Origin of the sequence: Arthrobacter pascens (genome assembly GCF_017052465.1) — a bacterium.
GTDB lineage: Bacteria > Actinomycetota > Actinomycetes > Actinomycetales > Micrococcaceae > Arthrobacter > Arthrobacter pascens.
The window spans coordinates 493914-519299 of the sequence record NZ_JAFHKT010000151.1 but is presented as its reverse complement, the minus strand read 5'-3'; the positions used below and the strand labels follow the sequence as shown (position 1 = coordinate 519299).

Here is a 25386-nt window from a genome sequence, read left to right as displayed (position 1 = left end):
CGTCGAACCGGGCGCGGGAAGTCTCCGGCATATGTCAGAACCGGCGTCCTTTTCTTGAAACTTCAACATACCCAATTGTGACTGCGCCGGCCGCGCATGGCTAATCAGCTTTCCACTAACCTCCGTATTGTGACATTTAATTTCCATGAAACGAAAATTGCGATTCCGGTTCCCGGTTCGGCGGGGGACTTCTGATGGCCCACATTTGCCTGCTTCTCTCCGGAGCCGCGCTCCTGCTCAACGGCCTCGCGGCGCTGGATCTCCTCCCCCGCCGGGATGCCGCCGTGTTCAGCCTGGTCATCGGCGGCACCCAGCTGGTCCTTGGTGTCACGTATTTGGGTGCCAGCTCTCCGGGCGTTGACGGCGTCGGCCCGCGACTGCTCCTCGGGGCCGCCGGGATGTTCCTCTTCGGGCTAACGTACGTCTATGTGGGGCTGGACTCCCTGCTGGCACTCGGATCGAGGGGGCTCGGCTGGTTCTGCGGCCTGGTGGGTGCGTGCGGACTCCTGCTCGCTGCGGCATGGTCCGGCGAAGATCCGTTCCTGGCCGTCCTGTGGCTGTGCTGGGCTTACCTGTGGCTGCTGTTCTTCCTTCAGCTGGCGCTGGGCATGGAGCGCCTCGCGCCGCTCATCGGATGGTCCCTCGTCCTCACCAGCCAGGCCTCTGCCACGGTGCCTGCATTTATGGGACTGAGCGGCCGGTGGCCCGGCGAACCGGAGATTGCCGCGGGAGCGGCCGTGTCGCTGCTGGCGCTGTTGCTGCTGGCCGGCGGCCTCGCCTGGCGCGGGCGGCACCAAACCGCCGCCCGCCCCGCCGTCGTCGAAAGTCCGTTACCCGGCGAGCTCAGGCTCTAGGATCCGGACGCGCTTCTCCACCCGGATCTCCACCAGCACTCCGGCCAGGAAAACCACGGGGACGGCCGCCAGCAGCCCCACGGCCGTTTCGGCACTTCCGCCGATGAGTGAGGTGAAGTTGCTGACCACCAGGTAGAGGACCCACGCCAGCAGCACGGAGGCGAGCGCCGGGGCGATGAGCGTCTGCCAGTGCTGTCCGGCCACCCGCTCCCGGCGGAAATAGCCGACGACGGCGAGCGAGCACAGCATGTACAGCACCAGCAGCGCCGCGACGGCAAGACCGCTGAACCAGGAGAACAGCGTCAGCACCGGATCCAGTCCCAGCAGCGCAAACGGGGCTACGAGAAGCACGGCCACCGCCGTCTGGATCCAGGCCGCCACCGCGGGGGCGCGGTGCCGGTTGGTCCGGGCCACGACGGCGGGCATGGAGCCACGCAGCGCCAGCGAGTGAAGGTAGCGGTTGATGCCGTTGTGGAACGCGATGATGCCGGCCAGCAGGGACGTCACCAGCAGGACTCCGGCGGTGACACCGGCCCATGGTCCGAACATCTCCACGATCGGGCCGATCACGAACGACGTGGCATCGCCAGATTCGAGGGCTGCCCCTGCGGCATCGACGACGTGTGAGGGGCCGTAGAAGCTGACCAGCATCCAGGTGATGAACGAGAAGAAGACGGCGATGATGCCAACGGACAGATAGGTGGCCCGGGCGACGGTCCGGTGCGGGTCCTTGGCTTCGGCCGAGTAGATGGCGGTGGATTCAAAGCCGAACATGGAAGCCACGGCGAACATGATGGCAACGCCCGGAGCGCCGCTGGCGATGGCCTCCGGCGCGAACGAGGCGGCGAGGTCCAGCCCTTCGGGTCCTCCGCCGCGGAAAAGGACGGAGAAGCCGAACATCAGGAGAATGGCCACTTCCAGGCCCACCAACACCGCCAGCACACGGGCACCAAGCTCGATGTTCATGGAGCCCAGGACCTGGACGCCCGCCATGGTCACGAGTGCGGGCAGCCACCAGGGAACAGCTATCCCGGCGGATGCCAGCAGCCCGGAGAAGGCTGCCCCGTACAGTCCGTACATCGCCGCCTGCACGGTGCTGTAGGCCAGCAGCGCAAGCCATGCCGCGCCGGCGCCGGTCTTGCGTCCGAACGCAGCCGTGACATAGGCGTAAAAGGCGCCGTTGGTCTGCACCTTACGGCTCATGGCCACAAAGCCGACGGCGAAGATCACAATGACGATGCCAACAACGAGATAGGCGCCCGGGGCGCCGGCACCGTTGCCGAGCGCGGCCGCGAGCGGTGCCGCTCCGACGATTCCGGTCAGCGGAGCCTGCGCGGACAGGACAAAGAACAGGATGCCCAGGACGCCGATGCTGCCTGCGCGCAGTGCAGTGGAGTGTTCCTGGCGTGGACTGGATTCTGCGGTCCGGGATTCGGGATTCGAAATACTCATTGCATCCTTCTTAACGGTCATGAGTGCTGGGGAAGTGTTCGTGGGCGACGTTGCCCAGATATCTGCGGGCTGCTTCGAAGTGTGGGGCTGCGCATGTGGGCTGCGCCGTGAATTCCAGAATGGCACCGAAGTCCGGCTGTGCCTTGTCGTGCAGCGATCAGTTATTGTTCCTGAGCGCAGTCACGCCCTGGACCGCCCGTCTGCCATCTTGCGCGTCTGCCATACAGCCGGCTGCCATCCGGCCGGTTGCCAGCATGGACGCAGCGTCATTGGCAGCTTCCATGCCGCTCTCGATTGCACCGTCAATGAATCCTCCCCAGCCGTTGGCGATATCGGAGCCGGCAAACAGCACCCGCCCGTGGGCCGCCTGCATGGCGGGAAGGTACGTCGAAAGATAGCCCGTGCGGTGCATGGGCCAGGTTTCACCGGACAGCGGGTCATCCACCCAGTTGTGGCTGGCCACGGCAAGCACCTCGGCCTCCGGCACCAGGCGCGCTAGCTGCGCCTGGACGGCGGCCGGGTCCTCAACGTCGATCTTTGAGGCGTCAGGACCGAAGCCGACGGCGATCGTGTCGCCGTCGAGCGTGTATTCCACCTGAAAGAAATTCAGGGGCCAGTCGACTCCGCCCAGCGCCACGAAGGGCGCATGTTCGCCGCGCAGCCGGAACCAGACCTTGGCGCCCTGGGAGACCTGGCCCAGGCTGGCGCCTTCGGCTTTGGCTGCCGGCAGCAGCGGCTCAAAAGCTACCGCCTTGAGGGCGGGGAGCGGAACGGTGACAATCGCCGTCCTGCCGCGGACGGTCCGCCCGTCTGCACTGCGGACGGCAACGGAGGCGGTGTCGTCCGAGATGGCTTCCACGGTGAAGCCGTGTTCGATACTGGCCGTCGAGTCCGCGAGGATTGCCGCAGCCAGGGCGGCCGTGCCGCCGACGATCTTGTACGTGGCGCAGGCTTCAAAGTTCACCGCCCAGTCGCCGTTGGTCAGCGCAACCCAGCGCAGGGCCTGCGTCAGCGCCGCGTTCTCCAGCGGTCCGTTGAAGTTCAGCGCCCAGAAGGATTCGAGGATGTCCCGGTGCGCGCCGGCGGGGAACTGTTCACGGATCCGGTCCTGGACCGACACATCGTCGATGGCTTTGAAGTCGTCGCGGGCCAGCGGACGGAAAGGCTCCGGAAAGTACTTGCGGGAGTCCTGGACGAGCTCCCCGTTCGTCTGGCCGATAAGCTCGAGCAGCTCATCCGGACCGCCCTCGTGAAGGCGGCCGCCCGCCCACCAGAACGCCCGCTCCGGCTCGGGGCTGGGGGTGGTGTCCAGTCCGTAGCGCTTCAGCTCGGCCCAGACATACGGCTGGGTCCAGTGCACCCACGTACCGCCGATTTCGAGGTCCCGGCCCAGCCGGCGGTCCAGCCAGGTCCGCCCGCCGATCCGGTCGCGCGCCTCGACGATATGGACGGCCAGGCCCTGCCGGCTGAGTTCGCGGGCGGCGGTGAGTCCGGCGAAGCCGGCCCCCACCACGACGACGTCGTAGAGTTCGTGTTCCATCGCGGCCGCCTAGGAGTACACAAAGAATTCGACAGTGGGCGCGAGGACTGCCCATCGGATGCGGGCGCCCTTGTTGAAGGAGGCAGCGCCGCCTGCAGTGAGATCGTAGGTGCCCCCGCCCTCCACTTCGATCCGCAGGTGTCCTTCGACGATGGAGATGGTCTCATCGGCGTGGATCACCAGGTCGAACGGCTCCGGCGCCTCCGCGGGCGTGACGTGCCAGTATCCGCAGGCGAGCGCGGAGCGGCCGCCCTCCCCGAAGCGGCGAACCCACTGCACGCTGCCGAGCTCGAAGGGTTCATTCTTGTCCGGATCGAGGGCGGACGCAGTGGTGAAAGCAGAGGTTTCTGACACATTGGCTCCAGGTGTGAGGGCACCGGCGCGCTGGCCGGGCAGGGTTCGGGTATCCAACGGAGGTGGCGGTTCGAAATGCAGGAACAGTGAGCTGCATCACCTCCGAAGGAGATCTAAGCAACTGCTTAGTTTTATGTCAATACCGTCCGGGAAGGCCGGAACCACTGGCTAGACTCGGCGTATGAAGTCATCCGACGCTCCCGCCCCGCTGTCGAAATACGGGACCGGAAAGGAAGCACTGCTCCGCGCCGCCGTCGCCGTTGTGGCCGCAAAGGGCCTGCGTGGCCTCACTTACCGCTCAGTCGCTGAAGCCGCAGGCGTGAACAACACGCTGGTGGCGCACCACTTCGGCTCACGCGATGCCCTCATCGCGGCGGCTTTGGACTGGGCTGCCGAGCAGTCCATCAGTGCGTCCAGGCTCCGTGAAGCCGCGGGCCTGGGCCATTCCTTCACGGAGTCACTGCTCGAGTTGCTGCTGGCCGAACCGGAACTGCAGGTCTTCCAGTACGAAATGATTTTGGAGGCGCGCCGCCGGCCCGAGCTCGCGGACGCGGTTTCCGCCCTCTACGAGAACTACGTCAGCGCGCTGGCCGGAGGCCTGGCGGCGGCCGGGCTGACCGATAACGTGCAGGTGGTGGCCCGGACGCTGTTTGCATCCCTGGACGGCCTGGTTCTGCAGTACCTCGCGGGAGTGGACCGTGCCCTCATCGCGGCGTCGCTTGAGGAAGTTCACGGCGTTCTGCTGCTGCGGACCGGAGCCGGCGGGCAGGCCTAGGCGCCGGCACAGACAGCCGCCCCGCGGCAGCTCCCCTGGGGCAGCTGTTCGCTTGGGGTCAAGAGCCGTTCGCGGATACACAAGACGCACCGCGTCGGGCCGGGCAGACTCGAGACATAGCCTCAGGCCACGGTGGCCGGTGCGCATCGCCTACTCGAAGTGGAGTATCCCTTGGAAACTTACGACGCCCTGCTGGCCTCGATCACCCCGGACGCCGGCGAAACCCGGACCATCCTGGACCCCGCCACCGGCACCGCCGTCGGCGAAGCACCCGTCCACACCCTTGACGACCTCGAAAAAGCGGTCGCCGCCGCGCAGGCGGCACAGCCGGCCTGGGCGGCCCTGGGCCACGACGCCCGGTCCGCCGCGCTGCTCAAAGCAGCCGACGCCGTCGAACGCTCCGCAGAAGAACTCGCCCGGCTGCTCTCCCGCGAGCAGGGCAAACCCCTCAACGGACCCAACGCCCGCTTCGAAGTCGGCGCCTGCGCCGCCTGGCTCCGCGCCGCCGCCACCACGCCCCTGGAACCGGAAACCGTCGTGGACGACGGCGAAACCTACGCCGAACTGCACTACCGCCCCATCGGCGTCGTCGGCGCCATCGGCCCCTGGAACTGGCCCATGATGATCACCATCTGGCAGATCGCCCCGGCCCTGAGGATGGGCAACGCCGTCGTGGTCAAACCCTCCAAGATGACCCCGCTCTCCGTCCTGGCCCTGGCCAAGGTCCTCAACGAAGAACTCCCCGAGGGCCTGCTCACCGTCGTCTCCGGAGACCGCAAGGTCGGCGCCCGCCTCGCCGAACACCCCGCGATCGGCAAAGTCATGTTCACCGGCTCCACCGACGCCGGCCGGGAGATCATCAAATCCTCCGCCAACACCGTCAAACGCCTCACCCTCGAACTCGGCGGCAACGACGCCGGCATCGTCCTGCCCGACGCCGACCCCCAGGCCATCGCCCAGGACCTCTTCTGGGGCGCCTTCATCAACACCGGCCAAACCTGCGCCGCGCTCAAGCGCCTCTACGTCCATGACGACATTTACGACGCCGTCTGCGAAGAGCTCACGGCCGTGGCGAAGGCCATGCCCATGGGCGTGGGCCTCGACGAGAACAACGTCCTGGGCCCGCTGCAGAACAGGGCCCAGTACGACATCGTGGCCGGGCTCGTCGAAGCAGCCCGTGACTCCGGCGCCCGCATCCTGATCGGCGGCAACCCCGACCCGGACCAGCCCGGCCACTTCTACCCCGCCACGCTCGTGGCCGACATCGACAACGACAACCCGCTGGTCGCCGAGGAACAGTTCGGCCCGGCCCTGCCGATCATCCGCTACAGCACCGTGGATGAGGCAGTGGCCAAGGCCAACGCGCTCGACGTCGGACTCGGCGCCTCCGTCTGGTCCGCCAACCTCCCCGAAGCCCGCACTGTCGCCGCCCGCATCCAGGCCGGTACCGTCTGGATCAACAAACACGGTGCCGTGGACCCCCGAGTCCCCTTCGGCGGCGCCAAGCAGTCCGGCTACGGCCTGGAGTTCGGCGTCGAAGGCCTCAAAGCGCTTGGCGTCCCGCAGGTCATTAACGGCTAAGGGTCCCCCCGACCAGGCACAGAGGGACACACGAATACCGGAAGCCGCCGTCGCAGAACGCGACGGCGGCTTCTTGCTGTCCGAATAATGCGACCTTAATCACACATCGGACAGGATGTCGGTGCGCCGCAGGCCGGATGTTTGTGCAGGTCACGGGGTGGTTCGACGGCGCTGCGGTGCCGCGCGGCGCCGGATTGGCCAGTCCAGTCCCGGTTTGCGGGCCGTATAACGAGTTAGTAACGTTGCTGACTGGCCTCAGGCCTGGCCCGAAAATCGGGCACCGGACGCCCGATCGTTGGGGCCGGATGCGACGAGCAGCACGAGGCTGCTCGGGTCCCCTCGGGGGGACTGAACCAAATCTTCAGGCATGCGTCAGCACCTCGATGTGTCTGCCGCGTGCGCCTGTCTACGCCCCGGAGGGGTTTTTTTGTTCAACAAGAAACTAGCCACAGTACTTACCGTTGGCGCGCTGTCCCTGACCGGATGCAGCCTCGCCCCCACAGGGGTCGGCGCATCGGCCCCTGACACCGCGGACAAGGGACTGTCCGCCCAGGCTGCACCGGCCGCCACGGGCACGGCAGCCGCCCCCGCGCCGAAGGCCGCCACACCGGCCGCGCCGGCACCGAAGGCAACCACGAAGGCTGCCGCCGCCAAGGCAACCACCAAGCCCGCCGTGAAGCCGCAATTGTCGGCAGCAAGCGCACCGAAGCCGGCAGTTGCCCCGGCCGCCGTGGCCCCGCAGGCCAAGGCCGTGCCCGCACCGGCAAAGGCCCCTGTGGCCCCGCAGGCCAAGGCCGTGCCCGCAGCCAACATCGCAGCTGCGCCCACTCCCGTCAGCGGCAAGCAAGCGGCGACCACGCTCGGCTGGGGCTCCGTCGTTGCCGGTGACGAGTTCTCCAACACCGGTGCTCCCGACTCCACCAAGTGGGGCGTCTACAGCGGACCGGGCCACGCCGGTAAAGGCAAACGCAGCCCTGACGCCTGGTCTGTGGCCAACGGCGTAGCCACAGTAAAGGGTGACGCGGCCGGCACCACCGGCGGCATGTCCGCAAAGTTCGCACGGCAGAAGTACGGACGCTGGGAAACCCGCATGAAGACCAATGCGCGGGACCCGCAGTACCACCCGGTGCTGATCCTCTGGCCCACCAAGCCGTCCGCCACCTGCGATGAGATCGACTACGCCGAAGGTTCCGGCAAGACCTCCAAGATCAAGTTCTTCCTGCACTACGAGTGCAGCGGCTCGAGCTTCCAGACGCAGTCCAGCTACGCCGTTGACACCACGCAGTGGCACAACTACGCGGTCGAATGGACTCCCGCCGGCATCACCGGCTACGTCGACGGTGTGAAGACCTTCACCGACACGAACCCGGCGCACCAGCCCTCCGGCGCCATGCAGCAGACGCTGCAGCTGGACTGGTTCCCCAACGGCACTGCCGCTGCCCCCTCGCAGATGCAGGTCGATTGGGTCCGCGTCTACAAGTAGGCCAGCACCGAACCAAGGCACGAGAAAGGATGCCGGCGCCCGTGAGGGGCGCCGGCATCCTTTCTGTTGTCGGGACTTTTAAGAGAAAGGCGACGTCAGTGCGTCACTGCCGGCGCAGCCTGCTCCCCCGTACCTGCTTGAGCATCTGCTTGAGCATCTGATTCCGTATCTGCTGCCAGGGAGACGCCCTTCGTTTCCTTCACCAAAGTAACTCCGATGAATGAGACCACGCAGAGCCCCATGATGTAGAGGCCAATGGAGCCTGACCAGCCGGTCTCCTTGAACAGTGCTTCGGCGAGGAGCGGGGCGAACGCACCGCCGAGAATGGAGCCGAGCGCATAGCCGATTCCGATTCCCGAGTAGCGGACGCTGGCGGGAAACATCTCCGCGTACATGGCTGACATCGGTCCGTAGGAGAGGCCCAGTCCGATGGTGAGGATGAAGATCGCCGCGCCGTAGGCCCAGATGTTGCGGGTGTCGATCAGCAGGAACATCGGGATCATCCAGGCGAATATGAGCAGGTAACCGATCTGGAAGGTCCTGACCCTGCCGATCCTGTCCGAGAGGGCGCCGCCGTACAGGGTGAATACGAGCCACCCGAAGGAGGCGAGCAGCGTGGCCAGCAGCACCGGGGATGCTTCCATCTTCAGGGTCTTCTGGGCGTAGGAGGACAGGAAGGCGATCACGAGGTAACCGGCGGCGTTGTTGCCGATGAAGATGACCGCGGCGAGGATCACCTGCAGCTTGTTCGTCCGCAGCAGCTGCGTGAGCGGCGTGGCCGACTCGCGCTTGCGCTCCACCATCTCCTTGAAGACCGGGCTTTCCGACACGGCGGCCCGGATGAAGTAGCCCAGCACGATGAGGGCGACGGACAGCAGGAACGGTATCCTCCAGCCCCATTCCAGGAATTGCTCCGGGGACATGGAGAGCCGGAGCAGAAACAGCACCAGCGTCGCCAGGATCATCCCCACCGGGACGCCGATCTGCGGATAGGCGCCCCAGAAGCCCCGCTTGTTTACCGGCGCATGTTCCACTGCCATCAGGGCGGCGCCGCCCCATTCACCACCTGCGGAGAATCCCTGCAGGATACGCAGGACCATGAGCAGGATCGGGGCCCAGACTCCGATCTGGGCGTAGGTGGGCAGCAACCCGATCAGGGCCGTTGACGCCCCCATCATCACCAGGGTGAAAACGAGCATGGCCTTCCGGCCGACCCGGTCGCCCAGGCGCCCGGCGATCACCGCGCCCAAAGGCCGGAAGAAGAAGCTGACACCGATGGTGGCCCAGGAGACGAGCTGGGCAAGTCCGGGGCTGTCGGTGTCCAGGGGTTTGAAGTAGAGGTTGGCGAAGACGATTCCCGCTGCCTGCGCGAAGATGAAGAAGTCGTACCACTCAATCGTGGTGCCGACCATGGTGCCGGCGACGACGCGGCGGTCATCCTGGCTCATGCGCTGGCGGTGCGGGGGCGCACCTGTGGTGTGGGACTGTGTCATTAAAACTCCTTTGTTTCAGCGCTGCCGCTTAAGCGGTCCGAAGCCGGTCCGGCAGGAGGGGCGCGAAGAATGCGGCGAGCTCGGCCGTCGCCGTCAGGGGCAGGACGTTCGCGACGTACTGGTCCGGCCGCACGACGACGACGGCACCGCCGCGGTCGATGCCGCGCAGTTCGAAGATGTCCGCCGCTGGATCGGTGCCGTAGACGTTCTCCAGGTAGGTGAGCTTGAACGGGCCGACTTCCGGTTTGAACACTGCCGGGACCGTGCCGATGTCGATGCCCGTGTGGTCCTGCTGGTAGATGACCTTCACGTCGAACCAGGCGTCGCGGTCGGCGGCCGACGGCGTAGCGGCCAGCGGCGAATCCGGCGCGTTCGCCAGCCACTCGGCGAAGTCCGTGGCCGGCGATGTGGCGCTATTGTTTCCCAGGGCGGGCGCTGCCGCGTCCGCGAACACGTAGATGCGCCACCGGCCGTCCGCCTTCGCCTGGTGGCCCAGGTGCAACGGGTTGGTGTCGCAGACCCGCACGACCGGAGCGGACTTGAAGCGCTTGCCGATGGTGAACCCGGAGGCCAGGTCCTGATGCGCCGGCTCGCCAATGAGCATGGACGGGGCGTACTGGGTCATGAAGCCTGCCGGGAATTCGGCCGTGCTGACGTAGAAGTCCTCGAGTTCCGAGGGGCTGTCGAATTCCTCGGGCTTCTTCGCCATGAGCGTGGACCACTCTTTGTCGAAGTCGATGAGGTTCTTCGCGACGACCTGGCGCTCGGCCGAGTAGGTGGAGAGCAGGCTCTCCGGGCTGCGGCCCTCGAGCACGTGGCCCAGCTTCCAGCCCAGGTTGAAGCCGTCCTGCATGGAGACGTTCATGCCCTGCCCGGCCTTGGCGCTGTGCGTGTGGCAGGCGTCGCCGGTGATGAACACGCGCGGCGTGCGCGTGCCGAGCTCGTCCGGAAGGACGTCGTCGAACCGGTCGGTGAGCCGGTGGCCCACCTCGTACACACTGTGCCAGGCGACGTTGCGCACGTCGAGCGTGTAGGGGTGGAGGATCGCGTTGGCCTTGGCAATGATCTGTTCGATGGTGGTCTTGCGGACGGCCCCGTGGTCGTCCGCGGCGACCTCGCCGAGGTCGACGTACATGCGGAAGAGGTGGCCGCCTTCGCGCGGGATCAGCAGGATGCTGCCGCCTTGCCCGGACTGGATCGCGCATTTCAGGCGGATGTCCGGGAAGTCGGTGGAAGCAAGGACATCCATGACGCCCCAGGCATGGTTGGCCTGGTCGCCGGCGAGCGTGCAGCCGATGGCATCGCGCACCTTGCTCCGGGCGCCGTCCGCACCGACGACGTACTTGGCCCGGACGGTGCGTTCCCGGCCTTCGTCGGGGCCCGCCGTGTGGAGCAGCGTCACGGTGACGGGGAACTCCCGCTCCCCGGTGACCTCGAGGCTGCGGAATTCAAAGCCGTAGTCAGGTGACATCCGGGCGGGCGAGTTCGCCATGAACTCGGCGAAGTAATCCAGCACGCGGGCCTGGTTGACGATGAGGTGCGGGAATTCGCTGATGCCGGCGGGGTCGTCGACGGCGCGGGCGGCGCGGACGATGCGGGAGTGATCCGCGGGGTCCGGCTTCCAGAATGCCATCTCGGTGATGCGGTAGGCCTCGGCGATGATCCGCTCGGCGAAGCCGAAAGCCTGGAACGTCTCGACACTCCGCGCCTGGATGCCGTCGGCCTGGCCGATGGCGAGCCTTCCGGGGCGGCGCTCCACGATCCGGGTGGTGACGCCGGGGAACTGGGACAGCTGCGCGGCCGTCAGCATGCCCGCCGGCCCGGTGCCCACAATGAGGACATCCACTTCGTCGGGAAGCTGCGCGGGCCGGTCGATGCCGACGCCGGCGGCCGGCTGGACTCGCGGGTCACCGGATACGTAACCGTGGTGGTGGAACTGCACGGGCTTTCCTCACTTCGCTGTGTGGCTGTTTATCGCCTAAAGGGTGATCGATATTAGAACTTGGAGTTCGATAATAGAAATCTGGGATGTGAATCACAACTGTACGGCAGATGTGACCGGGACGACAAGTGCCGGATATGGGTGGACTTCCGGGCCCAATCAGGGTGTTGACGGATCCGCGATCCGGGTCCATAGTGTTTCGTATACGATTTCGTACTCGATGAGGAGTAACTCTTGGAACAGGTCACCGACCACCTCCTGGCCGCGGCCCGCAAGGTCATCGCGGTGCATATCAACTACCCCAGTCGGGCGGCCCAGCGGGGCCGCACGCCGGAGCAGCCCTCCTACTTCCTGAAGCCGTCGTCATCCCTGGCGCTCGGTTCGGCAGAGGCCCCGTCAACCGTGGAGCGGCCAGCCGGCTGCGAACTGCTCGGCTATGAAGGCGAAATCGCCCTGATCATCGGCAAACCTGCCCGGCGGGTCGGCCTCGAGGACGCCTGGAGCCACGTCGAGTGGGTCACGGCCAGCAACGACCTCGGCGTTTACGACCTCCGTTACGCGGACAAGGGCTCCAACCTCCGGTCCAAGGGCGGCGACGGGTTCACCCCCGTCGGCCCCGGACTGATCCCGGCCGACACGGTGGACCCCGCAACGCTTCGCATCCGCACCTGGCACAATGGCGAACTGGTCCAGGACGACACCACCGAAGACCTGCTTTTCCCGTTCGCCCGGCTCGTCGCCGACCTGTCCCAGCTGCTCACCCTCGAAGAGGGGGACATCGTCCTGACCGGCACACCGGCCGGCGCCTCCGTCGCCAAGCCGGGCGACGTCGTCGAGGTTGAGGTCACGGCCGGTGACTTCAGCACCGGCCGCCTCGCCACCAAGGTGACGGAAGGTACGACGCCGTTCGGCGACTTTGGCGCCCGGCCCAAGACCGATGACCTGCAACGGGAGGAAGCCTACGGTTCGCGCGAAGCGGCGGGGCTCGCCGCTGTGGAGGCCGCTGCCGTCGGGCCCGTCCTGACCCCGGAGCTGAAGGCGAAGCTGGAAAGCGTCTGCACAGCAACCCTGTCCTCCCAGCTGCGCAAGCGCGGCCTGAACAACGTCAGCATCGACGGCCTGACTTCCACCCGGCCGGAGAAGCGGATCGTGGGCCTGGCCCGGACCCTGCGCTACGTGCCCAACCGCGAGGACCTCTTCAAGGCCCACGGCGGCGGCTTCAACGCCCAGAAGAAGGCCATCGATTCCGTCAACGAGGGCGAGATCCTGGTGATGGAGGCCCGCGGCGAAAAGGGCACCGGCACCATCGGCGACATCCTGGCCCTGCGTGCCCAGGTCCGCGGCGCCGCAGCCATCATCACCGACGGCGGGGTCCGCGACTTCGCGGCCGTGGCCGCCATGGACATGCCCACGTACTATTCCAACCCGCACCCCGCGGTGCTGGGGCGCCGGCACATCCCGTGGGACACGGACATCACCATCGCCTGCGGCGGCACCACCGTTCAGCCGGGGGACATCATCGTGGCGGACTCGGACGGCATCCTGGTGATCCCGCCGGCACTGGCCGAGGAACTTGCCGAGGATTCGATCGCCCAGGAGCGCGAGGAAGTCTTCATCGCCGAAATGGTGCAGCAGGGCCACAGCGTGGACGGGCTCTACCCGCTGAACGCCGAGTGGCGCACCAGGTACTTGGAATGGCAAGCCATGGGAAGCAGGCAAGGCCAATGACTGAGACTGTCACAGCCGCGGGCAGGGCGGCTGCCACCAGCACCGCCAGCAAGACTGCCGGCAGCAAATCGGAGCAGGCCTACACAGCCGTAAAGGGCCGGATCGTTGACGGGACCTACTCCCCCGGCTACCGGCTGGTGCTGGCCAAGATCGCCGAGGACCTGGGCGTCAGCGTGGTCCCGGTCCGCGAAGCAATCCGCCGGCTCGAGGCAGAGGGCCTGGTGAAGTTCGAGCGGAACGTCGGCGCCACGGTGTCCGGCATCGACCCCACAGAGTACCTGTACACGATGCAGACCCTGAGCATCGTCGAGGGCGCAGCCACCGCGCTGTCCGCACCGCTGATCGGCGAAGCGGACATCGCCCGCGCCCGTGCGGTGAACGAGGACATGCGCGAGTGCCTGCAGCACTTCGATCCTGTCCGCTTCACCCGGCTGAACCAGGACTTCCACAGCGTCCTGTTCGAGCACTGCCCCAACCCGCACATCCTGGACCTGGTCCACCGGGGCTGGAACCGGCTGGCGTCCCTGCGCTCTTCCACGTTCCGCTTCGTCCCCGGCCGGGCGCACCAATCTGTGGACGAACACGAAGCCCTCCTCAGGCTCATTGAAACCGGCGCCGACGCCGACACCATCGAAAAAGCAGCACGGCTCCACCGCAGCGCCACCCTGGACGCCTACCTGGCCGCCGCAACCGACCAACAGACCCCACAGCAGTAAGGAAGAAAACGATGACGTTCACTGCCGAAGCAACCAAGACGCACTACATCCCCGAGAACCTGCCCTCCCATATCCAGCACTACATCAACGGCGAATTCGTCGACTCCGTGGGCGGCAAGACTTTCGATGTCCTGGATCCGGTCTCCAACACCAACTACGCCACTGCGGCCGCCGGGCAGAAAGAGGACATCGACCTCGCCGTCGCCGCCGCCCGCGAAGCGTTCACCAACGGTCCGTGGCCGAAGATGAAGCCGCGCGAACGTGCCCGTGTCCTGAACAAGATCGCCGACGCCGTCGAAGCCCAGGAAGAACGGCTCGCCGAGCTGGAAACCTTCGACACCGGCCTGCCCATCACCCAGGCGAAGGGCCAGGCCCTGCGTGCGGCGGAGAACTTCCGCTTCTTCGCGGACCTGATCGTGGCCCAGTTCGACGACGCCATGAAGGTCCCCGGCTCGCAGATCAACTACGTGAACCGCAAGCCGATCGGCGTCGCCGGCCTGATCACGCCGTGGAACACCCCGTTCATGCTGGAGTCCTGGAAGCTCGCCCCGGCCCTGGCCACCGGCAACACCGTGGTCCTCAAACCGGCCGAGTTCACCCCGCTCTCGGCCTCGCTGTGGGCACAGATCTTCAAGGACGCGGGCCTGCCGGACGGCGTCTTCAACCTGGTCAACGGCCTCGGCGAGGAGGCCGGCGACGCCCTGGTCAAGCACCCGGACGTGCCGCTGATCTCCTTCACCGGCGAGACCACCACGGGCCAGACGATCTTCCGCAACGCCGCCGCCAACCTCAAGGGCCTGTCCATGGAGCTCGGCGGCAAGTCGCCGTGCGTGGTGTTCGCCGACGCAGACCTGGACGCCGCGATCGACTCCGCCCTGTTCGGCGTCTTCTCGCTCAACGGCGAGCGCTGCACCGCAGGTTCCCGGATCCTCGTGGAACGCCCCATCTACGACGAGTTCTGTGAGAAGTACGCGGCCCGCGCGAAGAACATCGTCGTCGGCGATCCGCACGATCCCAAGACCCAGGTGGGTGCCCTGGTCCACCCCGAGCACTACGAAAAGGTGGCCTCCTACGTGGAGATCGGCAAGTCCGAGGGCCGGCTGCTGGCCGGCGGCGGCCGGCCGGAGCACCTCCCGGAAGGCAACTACATCGCCCCTACCGTGTTTGCCGACGTCGCCCCGGACGCGCGGATCTTCCAGGAGGAGATCTTCGGCCCGGTCGTCGCCATCACGCCGTTCGAGAACGACGACGAAGCCCTCGCCTTGGCGAACAACACCAAGTACGGCTTGGCGGCCTACATCTGGACCCAGAACCTGACCCGGGCCCACAACTTCTCGCAGAACGTCGAGGCCGGCATGGTGTGGCTGAACAGCCACAACGTCCGCGACCTCCGCACCCCGTTCGGCGGCGTCAAGGCCTCCGGCCTGGGCCACGAGGGCGGCTACCGTTCCATCGATTTCTACACCGACCAGCAGGCCGTGCACATCACACTCGGCTCAGTCCACACCCCCAAATTCGGCGCCTAGGCCTTCAGGCCAGCGCCAACCCGACCCCTTTCAACGAAGAGAGAACATCATGACTAACTTTGTACCCACCCCCTCTGTCCCTGCCCCGGACATCGTCCGCTGCGCGTACCTGGAACTGGTGGTCACTGACCTCGCCAAGTCCCGCGCGTTCTACGTGGACCTGCTGGGCCTGCACGTCACCGAGGAAGACGAGAACGCGATCTACCTGCGCTCCTTCGAGGAGTTCATCCACCACAACCTGGTGCTCCGCAAGGGCCCGGTGGCCGCCGCCGCGGCCTTCGCCTACCGCGTGAAGTCGCCGGCCGAAGTGGATGCTGCCGAGGCCTACTACAAGGAACTGGGCTGCCGCACCGAACGCCGCAAGGACGGCTTCACCAAGGGCGTGGGCGACTCGGTCCGCGTCGAGGACCCGCTGGGCTTCCCCTACGAATTCTTCTACGACGTGGAGCACGTGGAACGCCTCACCCAGCGTTACGACCTCTACTCCGCAGGTGAGCTGGTCCGCCTGGACCACTTCAACCAGGTCACCCCGGATGTCCCCCGCGGCCGCAAGTACCTCGAGGACCTCGGCTTCCGCGTCTCCGAGGACATCAAGGACTCCGACGGCGTCACCTACGCCGCGTGGATGCACCGCAAGCAGACCGTGCACGACACCGCCCTGACCGGCGGCAACGGCCCGCGCCTGCACCACATCGCGTTCTCCACCCACGAGAAGCACAACATCATCCAGATCTGCGACAAGATGGGCGCCCTGCGCATCTCGGACCGGATCGAGCGCGGCCCCGGCCGGCACGGCGTGTCCAACGCCTTCTACCTCTACATCCTGGACCCGGACGGCCACCGCGTGGAGATCTACACCCAGGACTACTACACCGGCGACCCGGACAACCCCACCGTGACCTGGGACGTGCACGACAACCAGCGCCGCGACTGGTGGGGCAACCCCGTGGTCCCGTCCTGGTACACCGAGGCTTCCCTGGTCCTGGACCTCGACGGCAACCCGCAACCCGTCATTGAGCGCACCGACGCATCCGAGATGGCCGTGACAGTGGGCGCCGACGGCTTCTCCTACACCCGCAAGGAAGAGGACGGATCCGCCGGAGAAAAGACCGGCTTCAAGCTCGGGGCACAGGTCTAGCGTGGCAGCGCGGCCGGCCCCGCACCGAACGTGCGGACCCGGCCACCTGTCCCGCGAACCGACCCGTCCCATCATTGAGGAGCGTACGAATGCTTGACCCGAAGACGATTGAGGCCATTGCCGACGAGCTGGTGGAGGCCGGCCGCAGCCGCACCCCCGTCCCGCGCCTGACTGCCCGCTATCCGGACATGACGGTGGAGGATTCCTATGCGGTGCAGCAGTTGTGGCGGCGCCGCAACGAGGACGCCGGCAGGACCCTGGTGGGGCGCAAGATCGGCCTCACGTCGAAGGCCATGCAGGCCGCCACCGGCATCACCGAACCGGATTACGGCGCCATCTTCGATGACATGGTCCTCGACACCGGCTGCTCCGTGGAATGGGACAAGTACACGCACCCGCGGGTGGAGGTGGAGCTGGCGTTCGTCCTCAAGGACAGTCTCAAGGGCCCCGGCTGCACCATCTTCGATGTCCTGAACGCCACCGACTACGTGGTTCCGGCGCTCGAGATCCTGGATTCGCGGATCGAGATGGAGGGCCGGACCATCGTGGACACCATCTCCGACAACGCCGCCATGGGCGCCATGGTGGTGGGCGGCCGCCCGGTGAAGCCGGACGCCGTCGACCTCCGCTGGGTCTCCGCCATCCTGTACAAGAACCAGACCGTGGAGGAAACCGGCGTGGCCGCAGGCGTCCTGGACCACCCTGCCAACGGCGTGCACTGGCTGGCCAACAAGATCGCCGCCCACGGGGACAGCATGAAGGCCGGCGACATCATCCTGGCCGGCTCCTTCACCCGGCCGCTCTGGGTATACAAGGGCGACACCGTCCACGCCGACTACGGACCGCTGGGAGCTGTGACATGCCGCTTCGTCTAGAACCTGACGCCACCTTCCGCGAGGCCCTCGCCGCCGCTGACCGCCCACTGGCCGGGATGTGGGTGTGCTCCGGGAGCCCGCTCGTGGCCGAAATCTGCGCCGGGGCAGGCTTGGACTGGCTCCTGATCGACGCCGAACACAGCCCCAACGGGCTCGAATCCATCCTCGCCCAGCTCCAGGCCGTCAACGGCTACCCCGTCCAGGCCATGGTCCGGCCTCCGGTGAACGACACCGTGGTGTTCAAGCAGTACCTGGATCTTGGCGTGCAGAACCTGCTGGTTCCCATGGTCAACTCCGCAGCGGAAGCCGAGGCCGCCGTGGCCGCGACGCGGTATCCGCCCCACGGCGTCCGCGGCGTCGGGTCCTCACTGGCCCGCGCCGCGCGCTGGAACCGCATCCCGGACTACCTCGCCCGGGCAGCTGAAACCGTCAGCGTGACAGTGCAGATCGAATCCGAAGCGGCCGTGGCCGCAGTGGAGAACATCCTCGCCGTCGATGGAGTGGACGCCATCTTCCTGGGCCCCGCCGATCTCGCCGCGTCCATGGGCCTGCTGGGACAGCAGGAACACCCCGAAGTGCGTGCCGCCGTCGAACACTGCCTCACCGCGGCGAAGACGGCCGGCAAACCTGCCGGCGTCAACGCCTTCAACGAGGGCACCGCACGGGCGTACCTTGCCGGCGGCGCCTCGTTTGTGCTCGTGGGCGCCGACGTCGCGATCCTTGCCCGGGCCTCCGAAGCCCTCGCGTCCACATACATCGCCAACGACCCGGTGGCTGAGCCCGTCGAAACCCCCGACAGCTACTGACCTGCCCCCACCGGGGGTTGAGTCTGTCGAAACCGCTGACAGTTACTGACCTGCCCCCGGGGGTTGAGCCTGCCGAAACCCCGGACTGCCCCGCCCATACTTTCCTGAGGAGACCCCCGTATGACCACGTCCCCCGTAATCTCCCCTGCCGTCACCGCTGAGCGCGAGGACGCGCTGATCGCCTCCGTCCCCACCGGCCTGCTCATCGGCGGGCAGTGGCGGGACGCGTCCGACGGCGGCACGTTCGACGTCCACGACCCCGCCACCGGGGAGGTGCTCGCCACGCTGGCCTCCGCCACCAGCGAGGACGCCCTCGCCGCGCTCGACGCAGCGGACAAGGTCCAGGCCTCCTGGGCCCGGACGGCGCCCCGGGAACGTGCCGAAATCCTGCGCCGCGCCTTCGACCTCGTGACCGAACGCGCCGAGGACTTCGCGCTGCTGATGACCCTGGAGATGGGCAAGCCGCTGGCCGAAGCCCGCGGCGAGGTGACCTATGGCGCCGAGTTCCTGCGCTGGTTCTCCGAGGAAACCGTCCGCGACTACGGCCGCTACCTCACCACCCCCGAGGGCAAGAACAAGATCCTCGTCCAGCACAAACCCGTGGGACCGTGCCTGCTCATCACGCCATGGAACTTCCCGCTCGCCATGGCCACCCGCAAAGTAGCCCCCGCCGTCGCCGCCGGCTGCACCATGGTGCTCAAGCCCGCCAAACTCACCCCGCTGACCGCCCAGCTCTTCGCCCAGACCATGCTCGACGCCGGACTCCCCGCGGGCGTGCTCAACGTCGTCTCATCCAGCAGCGCCTCAGGCATTTCCGGCCCGCTGCTGGCGGACCCGCGGCTGCGCAAGGTCTCCTTCACCGGCTCCACCCCGGTGGGCAAACGCCTCATCGCCGACGCCGCACAGAACGTGCTGCGGACCTCCATGGAACTGGGCGGCAACGCCCCGTTCATCGTCTTCGAGGACGCCGACCTGGATGCCGCCGTCGACGGCGCCATGGCCGCCAAGATGCGGAACATGGGCGAGGCCTGCACTGCCGCGAACCGCTTCCTGGTCCAGGAGTCCGTCGCCGCCGAATTCACCGAAAAGTTCGCCGCCGCCATGGGCGCCCTGATCACCGGCCGCGGCACCGACCCCGGCACCCAGGTGGGACCCCTGATCGACGCCGGCGCCCGCGACGACGTGCACGCGCTGGTGAGCGCCGCCGTCGACGCCGGCGCCACCGCCGTCACCGGCGGTTCACCGGTGGAAGGCGCCGGTTACTTCTACCACCCCACCGTGCTCGCGAACGTCCCGAACGGCGCAGAGATCCTCCGCCAGGAAATTTTCGGCCCGGTGGCGCCCGTGACCACCTTTGCCACCGAGGAGGGCGCGGTCCGGCTGGCCAACGCCAGCGAATACGGCCTGGTGTCCTACCTCTACAGCCGGGACTTCAACCGCCTCCTGCGCGTGGCCGAACAGATCGAATTCGGCATGGTGGGCTTCAACGCCGGCGTCATCTCCAACGCGGCAGCACCCTTCGGAGGCGTCAAACAGTCAGGCCTCGGCCGCGAAGGCGGATCCGAAGGCATCGCCGAATACACCACCACCCAGTACATCGGCATCGCCGACCCCTGGGCCGCCCGGAAATAGGCGGCGGCACGGGCTATTCGCCCCACGCTGCTACGGGGTCGCCGAGGACGTCTTCATTGACGGTGATGCCCAGGCCTGGTGCGTCGGGCGGGAGGATTCCGCCGTCTTTGTGGATGGGGTCGAACTTCACAGTGTTGAGGGAAACCATGTCCTCGCAGTTCAGGACGCAGCGGAGCAGTCGTTCGGGTACGGTCGCTCCGAGGTGGGTGATCGCTGCGAAGGCGATGGCCGAACCAACCGTGTCCTGGACGCTTACGGTGAACCCGTTGGCACGGGCAATGTCACGTTGGCGTCTGCCGGGAGTTAGCCCACCTGCTTTGGAGATTTTCAGTCCGATGCCGTCGGCCACGTCGTGGGCGGCTGCCCAGGCGAGGTCCTCGTCCTGTTGGGCGAGTTCGTCGAGGATGACGGGGTAGCGGCAGCGCTGCCTGAGGGACAGGGTTTCCCGCCACGTGGCACACGGGGCTTCGAGCACGAAATCGAGTCCCGGCGGGAGCATGGCGAGCATCCGCAGTGCAGTCTCGGGCAGCAGCCCGCCGTTGGCGTCGACGAGGAAGAATTCGCCGGGCTGCTTGTCTGCAAGGCTAGCGGCAATGCGTTCGGCGTCGAGGGCGGGTCCTCCTTCGCTGTCCAGAGCTCCGATTTTGATGGAGTGTCCGCGGTAGCCCCGGGCCCGGTGTTCGGCGACCCGGTGGCGCGTGTCTTCAGGGTCCCCGGCATAGATGGAGGAGATCATGGGCATGGGGATTGGGTGGAGCCGCCGAGCAGTTCGCAGACGGGCAGTCCGACCGATTAGCCGAACAGGTCCCAGCACGCGACGTCGAGCGGTGTTTTGGCGTGATTGTGTCCGACGAGGGTGTCGTTCGTCAGGCATTGATCCGGTCGACCTGGCGCGGGTCGCGGCCCAGGAGCGCAGGGGCCAGTTCGGCGACGCCGGCCCGGGTGCCAAGTGCGTGCGCGGCGATGTAAGTCGAGCCGAAAAGTGTGCTTTCGCCCCAGCCCGTGGTTCCGTCGTCGCTGGTGATCTTGACGATGGATGCGTCAAAGGAATCATAGGACCGGCCTTTGGAGAGCTGATAGACACCGCCCGAGTAGGGCAGATCTACCTGATAGAGCTCGATGCTTGTGATCTTCACAGGGAAACTTCCGACTCTTCAGTGATGATCGTAGGGCCGGGCGCGCTGACAGCCGGCGGGACAAGAACCACACCCCAGGCAGTGGTGAGCTCACGGCCACCGGCCGATGCCTCTACCATGCTGGTCCTGGTCGGAAATCGGCCGGTTAGCTGACATCCTCGCGGCGGCGGCCCAGGCCTGCGGTGATCCCGCATGGTGGTACTCCACGGGCATGGGAAACTCGGCGCGGGCGAATCCGCCAAAAAGCTCCGGCAGCGCATTCCCGAAGTGGTCTGCCGCGTCGCGCGCGCCCTCTGCGGCCAGCATGGTGTCGGCGGCCACACAGAGCCGCTGTGGTGAGACATCGGCTGGTAGTAGTGCCGGCCTGCCGCAAGGGTCCGAATCCCCCAGGCCGTGGAGAAGTCTTCTTCCACAAGCCGAGAGGTGGCGGCGCAGGCTTCAGCCCGAAGGCTTCCCGCGGCGCAGGACTTGCCCGGCCCGCCCGGCGCACTGCCTGATCGCTGCGCGCATGCGACCGGCGGCATTCCCGGTCCCGCCGGACTGTCGTTGACTAACATTTGCCGAACGGGCTCACACCTGTGCCACCGCGCCCAGCCTTCTCGATCTCGCGCCGTTGACAGTATCAAATAGCGCACATACCATCGAGAGGTATCATTTGAGATATAGGATCTCATTTGAGTTCGATAGCGAGTACGTAAGGAAATCGAGAGTGACAAGTCCATTGAGGGTCATTGGTGTTGGCTTCGATCACATGCATATCGGGGACCAGCTCCAGACGGCGATCGACCACCCCGACACAGCAGTGGTTGGTCTCATCGGGGATGACCTGTCCCGGGTCAGCGACGTGGCGTTCAGCCTGAACCTAGACGTGCCAAGCTTCGGCAGCTTGAAGGAACTGGACGCCCTCATCTCCGTCACAGATCCTGACATCGCATTTGTGTGCACAACCACCGCAGCCCACGCTGATGTTGTCCAAGCGCTGGCCAGTGCCGGCATTCATGTCATTCTGGAGAAGCCCTTTGCTGACTCCCTTGAGGCCGTTGACAGAATGATCTCCAGCAGCCAAGCCAATGGCACTCTGCTGACGGTGAACTGGCCCCTGGCCTGGCTCCCATCGCACAGAACAGCCAAACGCCTGATCGCTGAGGGTTCCATTGGAGACGTCCAAGCTGTTCATTTCTATGACGGCAATCGAGGACCGCTGTTCCATTCCCACGGAAAGGTGGAGACCTCCCCCACGACCGAGGAAAAGGCCTCCAGCTGGTTCTATTCGAGCGATGCGGGCGGCGGAAGCCTTCGTGACTATCTGGGCTACGGAGTCACTTTAGGCACCTGGTTCCGTAATGGCGGCCTTCCCGAATCAGTTACGGCGGACTGGTTCATTCCTGAAGGGCTTGAGGTTGACGAGCAATCCGTGGTGATCGCCCGCTACGCTACGGGTCTTTCGGTCTTCGAAACCCGATGGGGAACCCTCAGTGACCCGTGGAGTCTTCAGCCGAGCCCGCGTTGCGGGTTCGTGATCACCGGTGCCACCGGGAGTATCACTTCGTGGGATTACGACGTTGAAGTGACCCTGACCAGGGGCAACGGTTCAGCACCCGAGCGCATTGGGGTCGATGAGATTGCCCTTGAGGACAGGACTGCGCTGGCAAACGTTGTCGCTCACCTGCGGACTAGCCGCCCGTTGGATTCGCCGTTGAGCGCCGCTACCTCCCGAATCGGGCATGCCATTGTGGAAGCCGCTGTACGCGGCGCCGAAACGGGCCAAAGGGTACGCCTGACCGACCTCGGCGGCTCGGCAGTGAGGACACTCCGAGATCAAAGTGCATCCAACTCGAATAATTCCGGCGCGCTACCGAAAGGGACATGATGGCCGAATCTGGCCGATACCTCGGTATTGACGTCGGCGGTACCCGCATCAAGTGGTCAATGGTTGAAGACACCAATGTCGTCGCCGCAGGGGACGTCCCGACCCCCCGGCAAGGGGGCGAAGCACTCATCAGCCTTCTGAAGGACCTCACGGCAAGCCTGGATCCCACAACTCGCGCAGTTGGCTTGGCGTTGCCGGGGCTTGTCAACACACAGACTAAATCCACGATCTTTATTCCGAACATCCCGGGCAACTGGATGAACTATCCGATAGCGGCGGAGCTCGAAAGGTCTTGTGGCGTTCCCGTCTTCATCTTGAATGACGCCAGGGCCTTCGGCCATGCAGAACTGATCGTCGGAGCGGGCCGCGGAGAGAGGAATACGCTCTTTCTGACACTTGGAACCGGGGTGGGCGGCGCCATTGCCAGGGACGGACGGATCCTGGTCGGGGAAATTGATTCCATCGGTGAGATGGGGCACGTCAATATCGATGCGGCCGGGGAGATGTGTGGCTGCGGCGGCGTTGGTTGCCTGGAAACCGTCGCCTCAGGGTCTGCACTCGTGGGATACATGGCAAGGGCGGCGTTGACATCCCTTTCCCCCGCGCTCACGTCTGTCCTCGGGGACCGCGGGCTCCAGGCGCTCACACCTGAGTCCATAGCCAAGGCAGCCGACATGAAGGACCCGTGGGCGCTGGCGGCCTTCGAGAAGATCGGCCGGCACTTGGGTCTTGCGGCCGGAACCGCCTGTGTCCTCATGCAACTCTCATGCGTCGTCGTCGGAGGCGGGATATCGGGTGCATTCCGACATATAGCACCGTCAATGACCGCCGCGTTAGCAGAGCGAACCAGCGTGACGGGAGCAATCGCGCTGAACGCCGCGCACCTCGGCTCGGAGTCAGGATCACTCGGCGCCGCGTTGTACGCCGGCATCAGAACAGAACTAGAAGCAAAACTTTCCAGCCAAGAACTAGCACTTTAGGAAGACATACCCATGACGTGGATTGACGAAGCGGTTCTGGTCTTGAACCGCATTCAGAACGAACAATCGGAAAATATCGAAAAGGCTGCTGTGATTGCTGCAGATGCCATCGGAGGTGGCGGCGTCGTACACACCTTTGGCACCGGACACTCGCGCATCCCTGTCGAGGAGATGTTCCCCCGGTACGGCTCTTTTCCAGGTTTCCACCCCATCGTCGAACTTTCGATGACGTTCCACACCGAAATTTCCGGTGCCAATGGACAGCGGCAGGCCATGTTCATTGAACGTGTTCCCGGCCTGGCTGAGGTCATCCTGTCCAACTTCAAGCTGCGGCCCACCGACGCGATCATGATTTTCAGCGCCAGCGGGCGCAACGCTGTGCCCGTTGAAACAGCCATGGTTGCAAAGGCAGCCGGGCTCAAAGTAATTGCTGTTACCTCCGGAAGTGAAAGCAAGACTGTGCCTGCCACGCATGCGTCCGGCACCACTCTCAGTGACCATGCAGACGTCGTCATCGACCTCTGCACGCCCCTGGGCGACGCCGCCGTCTCTATCAACGGCTGGTCGAACAAAGTAGGGCCTGTAAGCACCGTTGCGAATGTGGCAATTGTCAACAGCCTCAAAGTCCTGACGGCACAGAAACTGGCGGATCGCGGAATTGAACTGCCCGTCCTCACCGGCGCCCAAATTGTCGGACGGGAAGTGTCAGAAGAGCTGTTCGAGAACGCCTACCTGGAACATGCCAAGCGCAAGTCCGACGTACTTCGGGTTAACGCATGACCGCTCAGGCGTGGGTCATCGGCGGGACCGGCGGAATCGGCGCGTCCTGCGTGAGATCCTTCGAAGCCTCCGGTCTCCGTGTGCACGCATCGAACCGTCCGGAGGAGGATATTACCCAACCCGGCGTAGCCGAGGACGTCGCTCGGAGACTCGCCTCCGACGGCGGATTCTCCGTCGCAGTCCACACCATCGGCATGAGCGGACGCCGGCTTGGCGACGGCCCCGTCGGAAAATGTACTGATGAAGCCTGGGAAGAAGTCATCCGGGTCGACCTCACCTCAGCCTTCCGGTTTCTGCGCGCATGCCTTCAGTACGCAGAGGACGGCTCATCGATTGTGCTGATCGGCTCGGCCCTGGCCAAAGGGCTCGACGAGGACTTCCTGACCGCAGCCTATCGCGTCGCCAAGGCCGGCATGCACCCGCTTCTGGAGGCTGCGGCTTACGAGGGTGCCCGCCGCGGCATCCGGGTGAACATGGTTTCCCCGGGTCTCGTGGACACGCGGATGGCTCAGCGAGCCCTAAACGATGAACACATCCGATCGAGGTTCCCAGAACTGATGCCCCTCACAAAGCGGCCGTCAACGGCAGACGAAGTCGCCCACGCGGTCCAGTGGCTAGCCAGCAGCAAAGCCATTCAGACAACAGGCGCGGTAATCCCTGTCGACGGCGGCTGGCTCCTTAGGTAACGCCCCGCCCGACGGGCCTGGAGGTTCCAAGGGACCTCC

General features: G+C 65.9%; 23 protein-coding genes. 15 read left to right on the top strand and 8 right to left on the bottom strand.

Features of this window, described 5'->3' with window-relative positions:
- The first annotated feature begins 194 nt into the window (after positions 1-194).
- Positions 195-854, top strand: coding sequence for an AmiS/UreI family transporter (locus tag JYA52_RS20565; RefSeq protein ID WP_205655215.1), 660 nt, complete (start codon positions 195-197; stop codon positions 852-854).
- On the opposite strand, the gene JYA52_RS20560 is transcribed toward JYA52_RS20565, so the two are convergent.
- The 3 genes from JYA52_RS20560 to JYA52_RS20550 form a co-directional block, all read right to left on the bottom strand.
- Positions 831-2306, bottom strand: coding sequence for an APC family permease (locus JYA52_RS20560; protein ID WP_205655214.1), 1476 nt, complete (start codon positions 2304-2306; stop codon positions 831-833). The two genes, JYA52_RS20565 and JYA52_RS20560, sit on opposite strands and share 24 nt — an antisense overlap.
- Positions 2307-2463: 157 nt before the next feature.
- Positions 2464-3846, bottom strand: a complete 1383-nt coding sequence (locus tag JYA52_RS20555) for a flavin monoamine oxidase family protein (protein WP_205655213.1) — start codon at positions 3844-3846, stop codon at positions 2464-2466.
- A gap of 9 nt (positions 3847-3855) precedes the next feature.
- On the bottom strand, positions 3856-4200 hold the full coding sequence (locus JYA52_RS20550; RefSeq protein WP_205655212.1) for a cupin domain-containing protein: 345 nt from the start codon (positions 4198-4200) through the stop codon (positions 3856-3858).
- Positions 4201-4381: 181 nt separating this feature from the next.
- Between JYA52_RS20550 and JYA52_RS20545 the strand changes: the two genes are divergently transcribed.
- The 3 genes from JYA52_RS20545 to JYA52_RS20535 all read left to right on the top strand — a co-directional run bounded on the left by JYA52_RS20545 (position 4382) and on the right by JYA52_RS20535 (position 8039).
- A complete protein-coding gene (locus tag JYA52_RS20545; RefSeq protein WP_205655211.1) occupies positions 4382-4975 on the top strand; it encodes a TetR/AcrR family transcriptional regulator in 594 nt (197 codons plus the stop codon).
- 171 nt (positions 4976-5146) lie between these two features.
- The gene (locus JYA52_RS20540) at positions 5147-6556 is read left to right on the top strand and encodes an aldehyde dehydrogenase family protein (protein ID WP_205655210.1); all 1410 of its coding nucleotides are present in this window, start codon (positions 5147-5149) and stop codon (positions 6554-6556) included.
- Positions 6557-6983: 427 nt separating this feature from the next.
- Entirely contained in the window at positions 6984-8039 is a 1056-nt protein-coding gene (locus JYA52_RS20535) for a glycoside hydrolase family 16 protein (RefSeq protein WP_240460566.1), read from the top strand.
- Between the two features lie 95 nt (positions 8040-8134).
- Here JYA52_RS20535 and JYA52_RS20530 read toward each other — a convergent pair whose 3' ends face one another.
- Together JYA52_RS20530 and JYA52_RS20525 are read right to left on the bottom strand one after the other, a co-directional pair.
- Positions 8135-9532 (bottom strand): MFS transporter, encoded by a 1398-nt coding sequence (locus JYA52_RS20530; protein WP_205655208.1) that lies wholly within the window; start codon positions 9530-9532, stop codon positions 8135-8137.
- 28 nt (positions 9533-9560) lie between these two features.
- Positions 9561-11474 (bottom strand): FAD-binding monooxygenase, encoded by a 1914-nt coding sequence (locus tag JYA52_RS20525; RefSeq protein WP_205655207.1) that lies wholly within the window; start codon positions 11472-11474, stop codon positions 9561-9563.
- A gap of 234 nt (positions 11475-11708) precedes the next feature.
- Here JYA52_RS20525 and JYA52_RS20520 point away from each other — a divergent pair, with 234 nt between their 5' ends.
- The 7 genes from JYA52_RS20520 (at position 11709) to JYA52_RS20490 (ending at position 19895) form a co-directional block, all read left to right on the top strand.
- A complete protein-coding gene (locus JYA52_RS20520; RefSeq protein ID WP_205655206.1) occupies positions 11709-13202 on the top strand; it encodes a fumarylacetoacetate hydrolase family protein in 1494 nt (497 codons plus the stop codon).
- Positions 13199-13918, top strand: a complete 720-nt coding sequence (locus JYA52_RS20515; protein WP_205655205.1) for a GntR family transcriptional regulator — start codon at positions 13199-13201, stop codon at positions 13916-13918. The genes JYA52_RS20520 and JYA52_RS20515 overlap by 4 nt, the downstream gene beginning before the upstream one ends.
- Positions 13919-13929: 11 nt before the next feature.
- Complete coding sequence (gene hpaE / locus JYA52_RS20510) at positions 13930-15444, top strand: 5-carboxymethyl-2-hydroxymuconate semialdehyde dehydrogenase (RefSeq protein ID WP_205655204.1); 1515 nt, start codon at positions 13930-13932, stop codon at positions 15442-15444.
- A gap of 49 nt (positions 15445-15493) precedes the next feature.
- The gene (gene hpaD, locus JYA52_RS20505; RefSeq protein ID WP_205655203.1) at positions 15494-16582 is read left to right on the top strand and encodes a 3,4-dihydroxyphenylacetate 2,3-dioxygenase; all 1089 of its coding nucleotides are present in this window, start codon (positions 15494-15496) and stop codon (positions 16580-16582) included.
- A gap of 89 nt (positions 16583-16671) precedes the next feature.
- The gene (gene hpaH, locus JYA52_RS20500) at positions 16672-17457 is read left to right on the top strand and encodes a 2-oxo-hept-4-ene-1,7-dioate hydratase (RefSeq protein WP_205655202.1); all 786 of its coding nucleotides are present in this window, start codon (positions 16672-16674) and stop codon (positions 17455-17457) included.
- Positions 17442-18263 carry an HpcH/HpaI aldolase family protein gene (locus JYA52_RS20495; protein WP_205655201.1) on the top strand — a complete coding sequence of 274 codons (822 nt, stop codon included), beginning with the start codon at positions 17442-17444 and terminating at the stop codon, positions 18261-18263. Before hpaH ends, JYA52_RS20495 begins: the two co-directional genes overlap by 16 nt.
- A 120-nt stretch (positions 18264-18383) precedes the next feature.
- On the top strand, positions 18384-19895 hold the full coding sequence (locus JYA52_RS20490) for an NAD-dependent succinate-semialdehyde dehydrogenase (RefSeq protein ID WP_205655200.1): 1512 nt from the start codon (positions 18384-18386) through the stop codon (positions 19893-19895).
- Between the two features lie 13 nt (positions 19896-19908).
- Here the strand turns inward: JYA52_RS20490 and JYA52_RS20485 are convergent, their stop codons facing one another.
- The 3 genes from JYA52_RS20485 to JYA52_RS20475 all read right to left on the bottom strand — a co-directional run bounded on the left by JYA52_RS20485 (position 19909) and on the right by JYA52_RS20475 (position 21352).
- Positions 19909-20637, bottom strand: a complete 729-nt coding sequence (locus JYA52_RS20485) for a mandelate racemase/muconate lactonizing enzyme family protein (RefSeq protein ID WP_205655199.1) — start codon at positions 20635-20637, stop codon at positions 19909-19911.
- 124 nt (positions 20638-20761) lie between these two features.
- Positions 20762-21031 carry an enolase-like domain-containing protein gene (locus JYA52_RS20480; RefSeq protein ID WP_205655198.1) on the bottom strand — a complete coding sequence of 90 codons (270 nt, stop codon included), beginning with the start codon at positions 21029-21031 and terminating at the stop codon, positions 20762-20764.
- 90 nt (positions 21032-21121) lie between these two features.
- Positions 21122-21352, bottom strand: coding sequence for a hypothetical protein (locus JYA52_RS20475; RefSeq protein ID WP_205655197.1), 231 nt, complete (start codon positions 21350-21352; stop codon positions 21122-21124).
- Between the two features lie 400 nt (positions 21353-21752).
- Between JYA52_RS20475 and JYA52_RS20470 the strand changes: the two genes are divergently transcribed.
- Genes JYA52_RS20470 through JYA52_RS20455 form a run of 4 tightly spaced genes read left to right on the top strand, consistent with a single transcriptional unit; the run spans position 21753 to position 25347 of the window.
- Entirely contained in the window at positions 21753-22901 is a 1149-nt protein-coding gene (locus tag JYA52_RS20470) for a Gfo/Idh/MocA family protein (protein ID WP_205655196.1), read from the top strand.
- Positions 22898-23881, top strand: coding sequence for an ROK family protein (locus JYA52_RS20465; RefSeq protein WP_205655195.1), 984 nt, complete (start codon positions 22898-22900; stop codon positions 23879-23881). Before JYA52_RS20470 ends, JYA52_RS20465 begins: the two co-directional genes overlap by 4 nt.
- Before the next feature lie 12 nt (positions 23882-23893).
- Positions 23894-24661, top strand: coding sequence for a sugar isomerase domain-containing protein (locus JYA52_RS20460; protein WP_205655194.1), 768 nt, complete (start codon positions 23894-23896; stop codon positions 24659-24661).
- Complete coding sequence (locus tag JYA52_RS20455; RefSeq protein ID WP_205655193.1) at positions 24658-25347, top strand: SDR family NAD(P)-dependent oxidoreductase; 690 nt, start codon at positions 24658-24660, stop codon at positions 25345-25347. Before JYA52_RS20460 ends, JYA52_RS20455 begins: the two co-directional genes overlap by 4 nt.
- Positions 25348-25386 lie beyond the last annotated feature (39 nt).